This window comes from Coprococcus aceti (assembly GCF_025567285.1).
GTDB classification, from domain to species: Bacteria; Bacillota; Clostridia; order Lachnospirales; family Lachnospiraceae; genus Coprococcus; species Coprococcus aceti.
The window spans coordinates 1-7,500 of sequence record NZ_JAOQJT010000018.1 but is presented as its reverse complement, the minus strand read 5'-3'; the positions used below and the strand labels follow the sequence as shown (position 1 = coordinate 7,500).

Here is a 7,500-nt window from a genome sequence, read left to right as displayed (position 1 = left end):
TAGAGCAATCGAAGCTTTGAATTTAAGCCCCAGTAAACGGCGGCCGTAACTATAACGGTCCTAAGGTAGCGAAATTCCTTGTCGGGTAAGTTCCGACCCGCACGAAAGGCGTAATGATTTGGGCACTGTCTCAACAACACACCCGGTGAAATTGAAATACCAGTGAAGATGCTGGTTACCTGCGCCAGGACGGAAAGACCCCATGGAGCTTTACTCCAGTTTGATACTGGGATTCGGTACTGTCTGTACAGGATAGGTGGGAGGCTAGGAAATGGTGACGCCAGTTGCCATGGAGCCAACCTTGGGATACCACCCTTACAGTACTGGGTTTCTAACCTGCAGCCGTAACCCGGCTGGGGGACAATGTCTGACGGGGAGTTTGACTGGGGCGGTCGCCTCCGAAAGAGTATCGGAGGCGCTCAAAGGTTCCCTCAGAACGGTTGGAAACCGTTCGAAGAGTGCAAAGGCAGAAGGGAGCTTGACTGCGACACCGACGGGTGGAGCAGATACGAAAGTAGGACTTAGTGATCCGGTGGTATAAAGTGGGATTGCCATCGCTCAACGGATAAAAGCTACCCTGGGGATAACAGGCTTATCACTCCCAAGAGTTCACATCGACGGAGTGGTTTGGCACCTCGATGTCGGCTCATCGCATCCTGGAGCTGTAGCAGGTTCCAAGGGTTGGGCTGTTCGCCCATTAAAGCGGTACGCGAGCTGGGTTCAGAACGTCGTGAGACAGTTCGGTCCCTATCCGGCGTGGGCGTAGGATATTTGAGAGGAGCTGTCCTTAGTACGAGAGGACCGGGATGGACAAACCTCTGGTGTATCTGTTGTTTTACCAAAGGCATGGCAGAGTAGCCAAGTTTGGCAGGGATAAACGCTGAAGGCATCTAAGCGTGAAGCCCCCCTCAAGATAAGATATCCCATCTTCGGAGTAAGACCCCTTGAAGACTACAAGGTTGATAGGCTTCAGGTGTAAGTGTGGTAACGCACTCAGCTGAGAAGTACTAATAGGTCGAGGACTTATCCTTAGAGGTTTCTAAGAGATAAGCTTTGGAGATACGCAAGTGTGCATGATATCTGCAAGGTGCAGAATCTAAGGCATACACAGTAAAGAATAAAGTTTACTTTGAAACAGTCGTTGGTTGTTAGATGGGGTTAGGTTACTAGCTTTCTGTGTGAAATTCTGAAGGTACAAAATAAAAGTACCGAGAAAATTTAACGCTGCAACAGGTGTTAAATTTTTTCTGTATATAGGGGATTGGTCAAATGGTATGATAGGGGTCTCCAAAACCTTTGGTGGGAGTTCGATTCTCTCATCCCCTGCTAAAAAGCCTTGAAAACTCAGTGTTTCAAGGCTTTATTTATATTAGTGGGAAGGAAAATGGCAAACTATGAAAAAGGAGAATGAACCACATTAATATAAAGGCAGTTCTATATATTTTATAGTGACTTTGGTGGAAAAATATGTAAAATATTATAATATAAAGTAAAGAGAAGAAGGGATTAATATGTATTACAATGATGTGCTTGATCTGATAGGGAATACTCCGCTTATGTGTCTGAAAAAGTCGACAGGATACAATATATTTGCCAAGGCGGAATTCCTTAATCCTGGTGGAAGTATTAAAGACAGAATCGCAAAAAATATGCTGGAGGTTGCAGAGAGTGAGGGAAAACTCAAGCCGGGAATGACTATTATAGAGCCTACGAGCGGTAATACCGGAATAGGACTTGCACTCTGTGGTGTTCAGAAAGGTTATAAAGTGATAATTGTGATGCCAGAGAATATGAGTGAGGAGCGAAAGAAGGTTATCAGGGCATTTGGTGCTGAGCTGGTACTTACGGATCCGGTTCTAAGCATCGGTGGTGCTGTTGATAAGGCAAATGAGATAGCAGAATCTGATCCAGAGAAGTATTTCATGCCGCAGCAGTTTGTCAATCAGGCAAATCCAGATGCGCATTATCGCACAACAGCAGTTGAGATGTGTGAACAGCTTGGTCAGAAGATAGACATATATGTGTCTGGTGTTGGAAGTGGAGGTACTCTCCAAGGTATAGCTAAATATCTGTTGGAGAAAAATCCAGATACGAAGATTGTTGCCGTTGAGCCTAAGGGAGTGTCAGCGCTACATGGAGATGGCCCGGGAATCCATCAGATACAGGGAATAGGCGATGGATTTATACCGGATGTCCTGGATACATCACTGGTAACAGATGTGGTGGAAGTGGTGGATAAGGATGCCATTGAGATGGCGAGACGACTTGCCAAAGAGCAGGGACTTCTTGTAGGTACGTCATCCGGTGCAAATGTATGGGCGGCTATGAAGATGGCAGAAAAATATGGGAAAGATAAAGTTATAGCCACTGTGATGGCGGACAGAGCTGAAAGATATTTCAGTGTAGGTTTATGTTAAAATTTTGATTATCCCGAAAAACCCTTGAAATACAAGCACATTCGCAGGATTTCAGATTGATTTTACTACCAATTTACTACTTTTAACGGATTGCGCCTTGATATGCCGGAACATCTTGCGAGCATGAAACAACCCAATACAAACGCGACGCACTGGCGGCGCGGCACGTCGGCAATCACACAATTTCATATAGCACCGCACTGGCGGCGTTACCTTATCCCAACCGGGAAACAAGGAACGCCGCTATTTTTTTACCCTCATGTTACGCAGTAGGGGCAAAAAGAGTCTTGCTACACAAGGCTTTGCGGGTACGGTTTTCACAGGGTAAGGGATTGATACCTAAACCCTTAAAATCGCTGTTCTACCGCGTAACAAATATGCAGCAAAGGAGTTGATGAAGCTATGGCAGTTTTCCGCGTGGAGAGAAACACAGGATATACGGTTATGAGCAACCACCATTTACGCAACAAAGAACTTTCCCTAAAGGCAAAAGGGCTGTTATCGCAAATGCTGTCCTTGCCGGAGGATTGGGACTATACCCTTGCGGGACTGTCCTATATCAACCGGGAAAAAATCGACGCTATCCGCGAAGCTGTCCGGGAGCTTGAAAGAGCCGGATATATTCAGCGTTCAAGGGAGCGCGACGAGAAAGGACGCTTGCGGGGAACTGATTACATCATCTATGAGCAGCCGCCTAACTTGGATTTACCTACATTGGAAAATCCAACATTGGGAAATCCAACATTGGAAAATCCTACGCAGGAAAAACCTACGTTGGAAAATCCAATGCAATTAAATAAAGATATACAAAAGACTGACTTACCAAAAAAAGAAAAATCAAATACGGATTTATCAAGTAACCATTCCATTCCTATCCTTTCCCCTAACCCCTCTCCTTTGAGGGAAGAAACGGCAGAGCCGGAACGGAAAGGAACGGAAGCGGCAGACGCATACAGCGTGTATGAGGAAATCATCAAGGACAATATCGAGTATGAGCATTTTATCAAGCATACCAACATTGACAGGGAACGCTTGGACGAGATTGTGTCCCTTATCCTTGAAACTGTCTGCACCAAACGAAAGACAATTCGTATCGCCGGGGACGATTATCCGGCAGAGCTTGTCAAAGCAAAGTTTATGAAGCTGAACAGCAGCCACATTGAATTTGTCTTTGACTGCATGAAAGAGAACACCACGAAAATCCGTAACATCAAGCAATATCTGAAAGCGGTACTTTTCAACGCGCCCAACACCATTGACAGCTATTACACCGCCCTTGTCAACCACGATATGTACGGCGGCTATTAAAAAACAGGAGGATTTTAATATGACACAGAAAACAGGAGCTTTGATTTTTGATGAAACGGCAGACCGTTACGACATTCGCTTTGACCTTAACGACTACTACGGAGGATTGCATTGTGGGGATTGCCTTGAAGTGTTTGTACGCGGCAAATGGAAGCCGACCCGCATGGAGTACGGGGACAACTGGTATCTTGTCGGTGTGAGGGCTTCGGATTTGAACGGGCTGCGGGTGCGTATCTAAAGGCGGCATGAAAAATGTACGCCTTATTTTTATGCCCCGAAGCGGCACACCACCCTAACCAAACTATGAAAGGAGGGATTTCATGCAAGATGAAGTCAATGAAAAAGTCGTGTCTTTAGCAATCAAAACATCTAAGCTGACCGCCGAAGTGCTGCAAAAGGCTATGAAAGCCCTGCTTGCCAAAGGCAAAGGGCAGCTAACCAAAGCCCCGCATGGGAAAATCACTATGCGGCAGCTTATGAAGCAGGGAGAAAAGGTTTCCAACATTGAGATTACCGACCAAAATATCAAAGCCTTTGACCCTATCGCAAGGAAAAGCGGGCTTGATTACAACGTCAAGAAGATTGAGAACGGCAAGCCGCCGACCTATCTTGTGTCTTTTAAGGGCAAGGATATTGACGTTATGACCGAAGCGTTCCGGGAATTTACCGCAAAGAAATTAGGCAGGGATAAAAAGCCCTCTATCCGCAAGCTGCTTTCCACTCTGAAAGACAAGGCGGCAGCTCTGAACGCACAGAGGGACAAAGTGAAGAAAAAGGACAGGGAGGTATCGCTATGAAGCCGGAACTTAAAAAGCTGCTTATCCTAAATGCCCCCTATCTGCTCTTTGTCTATCTCTTTGACAAAATCGGACAAGCGGTACGCCTTGCGCCGGGGGCTGACCTTTCCGGCAAGGTGCTTTCCCTTGCAGACGGCTTTTCCGCTGCCTTTGCAACCCCGCTTCCGAGCCTTGCCCCTATGGATTTGCTTATCGGTATTGTGGGGGCTGTCCTTATCCGGCTTATGGTGTACTTCAAAGGCAAGAACGCGAAGAAATACCGAAAAGGTATCGAATACGGTTCAGCCCGTTGGGGCAACGCCGAAGATATAAAGCCCTATACCGACCCGGTATTTCAAAATAACGTGCTTCTGACACAGACGGAACGGCTTACCATGAACAGCCGCCCGAAGCAGCCGAAGTATGCAAGGAATAAAAATATCCTTGTTATCGGGGGAAGCGGCAGCGGCAAGACGAGATTTTTTGTGAAGCCCAGTGCGCCCGTAAGGGCGGTATAAATCCTACCTTGAGCAAGTAGTAGGTAAAAGTATCAAGCGGCATTGTGCCGCAACCTATCATTCCCCGTCTTACCCCAAAAGGGAAACCGGAGGGCGACCATAGCATGACGGAGGACACGGGGCGCTGAAGCCTCAGAAGCGCCGGCGTGACGGAATGAAAATCCACGTATGAGGATGGAAGCTAGACTGCTTGAATGACAGCCTGAAATCGGGACCAAGAGCGTACCCCTGACGTAGAGAGGTTGTACTCGTCAGTGTTCCTGACAGTCGCATTGTTTGGCTATGCGGCTGCTGATACTCGGAGCAGGTTCAGCCACGGGAAAGTGGAAAAAGGCGAACGTCACATACCGACAACGTGGAACGCTTGTTTATACCGTACTAAACGGGGATTGCCTAAAGTGAAATGCCGAAAGGCTATGAAAACGCTGAAATGCGGGGTTCTGAATATTCACCATGGCAACAGAGTTCCCATAGTAGTCTGCGGACGGGAAAGCCGTCTACATGGCAAAGGGGAACAGTGAATCATTTTCAAAACAGAAAGGATGGTGTGTGAGACACTATGAGAAATCCGATTCATGTCTTGAAAAGCCTTGAAGAAAAGGCAAGTGTAAGTAACTACAAATATGAAAGATTATATCGCAACCTATACAATCCAGAGTTCTATCTCCTTGCATATGCGAACATTGCGAAATCGCAGGGGAGCATGACGCAGGGGGTAGACGGGCAGACGCTGGACAACATGAGCCTGCCGAGAATTAACCGGATTATTGAATCCATACGCAACAGGACATATCAGCCAAAGCCTGCAAAAAGAAAGTACATTCCTAAAAAGAACGGGAAACTTCGCCCGTTGGGAATCACTTCTACTGATGATAAGTTAGTGCAGGAAGTGGTCAGAATGATTCTTGAAGCAATCTATGAGCCGACATTCAGCAACAATTCACACGGTTTCAGACCAAAAAGAAGCTGTCACACGGCACTTACGCAAGTGAAGAAAAACTTCACAGGTGTTACATGGATTGTCGAGGGAGACATTAAGGCGTGCTTTGATAACTTCGACCATCATGTGTTGGTTGAATTACTGCGGAAAAGGATTTCAGACGAGGCTTTTATCGGTCTAATCTGGAAGTTCCTGAAAGCCGGATATATGGAACAATGGCAGTACAACTGCACCTACTCCGGTGTTCCGCAGGGCAGCGGTATCAGTCCGATATGTGCAAACATCTACCTCAGCGAACTGGACAACTATATGCAGGAATACAAAGAAAAGTATGATTGCGAGCCAGAACGCAGAAGGACGACCAGAGAATACGAGCGGGCGTCCCGGAGATACAGAAAGGCACGTAAAGCGTTAATGGGCGCAGAAAAATCAACTCCTGAACTGGTAAAAGAATTTAAGGATTCCAGAAGGAAGAAGATGAATCAGCACTATTACAATCCGTTTGAGGAAGGCTTCAAGAAAATCCAGTACAACCGTTACGCCGATGATTTTGTAATCGGCGTTATCGGCTCCAAAAAGGACGCAGAAAAAATCAAGGAAGATGTAAAAATCTTTCTCCAAGAAAAACTGCATTTGGAAATGTCCGAGGAAAAGACGAAAGTCACCCATTCCAGTAAGCCGGTACGCTATCTGGGGTACGATTTCAAAGTAATCCATTCCAAGAACATGAAGCGTTGTAAAAACGGCGACATGAAACGGGTGTGGTATGGAAAAGTATTCCTGTATATGCCGAAAGAAAAATGGATTAAAAAAGCGATGGAACGGGGAGCGATACAGGTGAAACGCAACAATGACACAGGCAAAGAAATGTGGCGGCCTATGCCAAGGAAAGACCTGATGAACCGCAGCGACGCAGAGATTGTGTCTACTTTCAATTCCGAAATTCGAGGGTTATATAACTTCTATCGGATAGCAGAAAACGTAGGCGCATTGCACAAGTATTACTACATGGTGCGGTACAGCATGTTAAAAACTCTGGCAGGAAAGCACAGAACGAATGTCAGTGTTATTAAGAAGCGGCACATGGTAAACGGAGTACTGAGAATCCCATACGATACAACTAAGGGACGTAAATACTGCGAATTTTACCATGATGGATTCAGAAAGCACAGCGACGGCTATGACAATGTGGCAGACGTTATGCCGAGTTATAGGAAATATGACAGCAGGCACACGATAGTAAACCGCATAAAAGCCGGAGTATGCGAGATTTGCGGGGAACATGCAGACTATTTATGTATGCACCACGTAAGAACGCTGAAATCGCTGAAAGGCAAGGATATATTTGAGCAGAAAATGCTGAAAATGAGAAGAAAATCTCTGGCTCTCTGCCCTGACTGCTTTGAACTCTTACACGAAACCAAAGAATCAAGGTGATTCATGGAAAGCCGGATACGCTGAGAGGTGTACGTCCGGTTTGGGAGGCGGCTCCCTGAAACCTACTGATGAAAGTCAGCAAGGCGCAGGGTGCCTACCTCATA

Annotated in this window: 5 protein-coding genes, 1 tRNA gene, 1 rRNA gene and 1 pseudogene (1 of these 8 only partly in view); all 8 read left to right on the top strand. The window is 46.3% G+C overall.

The annotated features are described in order from the left end of the window. Positions 1–1,031: ribosomal RNA gene (locus OCV54_RS14425) — 23S ribosomal RNA — on the top strand (it extends 1,850 nt beyond the left edge of the window). Positions 1,032–1,255: 224 nt separating this feature from the next. Further along, a tRNA-Trp gene (locus OCV54_RS14420) sits at positions 1,256–1,326 on the top strand. 185 nt (positions 1,327–1,511) lie between these two features. Continuing rightward, a complete protein-coding gene (gene cysK, locus OCV54_RS14415; protein WP_055224706.1) occupies positions 1,512–2,417 on the top strand; it encodes a cysteine synthase A in 906 nt (301 codons plus the stop codon). 402 nt (positions 2,418–2,819) lie between these two features. Beyond that, positions 2,820–3,725: a DUF6017 domain-containing protein gene (locus OCV54_RS14410; protein WP_003529199.1), complete on the top strand. Its 906-nt coding sequence runs from the start codon at positions 2,820–2,822 to the stop codon at positions 3,723–3,725. Between the two features lie 19 nt (positions 3,726–3,744). Then, on the top strand, positions 3,745–3,963 hold the full coding sequence (locus OCV54_RS14405) for a DUF5348 domain-containing protein (protein WP_002610290.1): 219 nt from the start codon (positions 3,745–3,747) through the stop codon (positions 3,961–3,963). An 82-nt stretch (positions 3,964–4,045) separates the two neighbouring features. Further along, positions 4,046–4,522, top strand: coding sequence for a PcfB family protein (locus OCV54_RS14400; RefSeq protein ID WP_055224705.1), 477 nt, complete (start codon positions 4,046–4,048; stop codon positions 4,520–4,522). Next, positions 4,519–4,998: pseudogene (locus OCV54_RS14395) on the top strand (VirD4-like conjugal transfer protein, CD1115 family); the annotation flags it as partial. The gene OCV54_RS14400 and the pseudogene OCV54_RS14395, both read left to right, overlap by 4 nt. A 580-nt stretch (positions 4,999–5,578) precedes the next feature. Then, positions 5,579–7,396, top strand: coding sequence for a reverse transcriptase domain-containing protein (locus OCV54_RS14390; RefSeq protein ID WP_055224700.1), 1,818 nt, complete (start codon positions 5,579–5,581; stop codon positions 7,394–7,396). The last annotated feature ends 104 nt before the right edge of the window (positions 7,397–7,500 follow it).

Coding starts and splice junctions, on each gene's coding strand:
- cysK (WP_055224706.1), top strand. CDS start 1,512: ATGTATTACAATGATGTGCTTGATCTGATAGGGAATACTCCGCTTATG.
- OCV54_RS14410 (WP_003529199.1), top strand. CDS start 2,820: ATGGCAGTTTTCCGCGTGGAGAGAAACACAGGATATACGGTTATGAGC.
- OCV54_RS14405 (WP_002610290.1), top strand. CDS start 3,745: ATGACACAGAAAACAGGAGCTTTGATTTTTGATGAAACGGCAGACCGT.
- OCV54_RS14400 (WP_055224705.1), top strand. CDS start 4,046: ATGCAAGATGAAGTCAATGAAAAAGTCGTGTCTTTAGCAATCAAAACA.
- OCV54_RS14390 (WP_055224700.1), top strand. CDS start 5,579: ATGAGAAATCCGATTCATGTCTTGAAAAGCCTTGAAGAAAAGGCAAGT.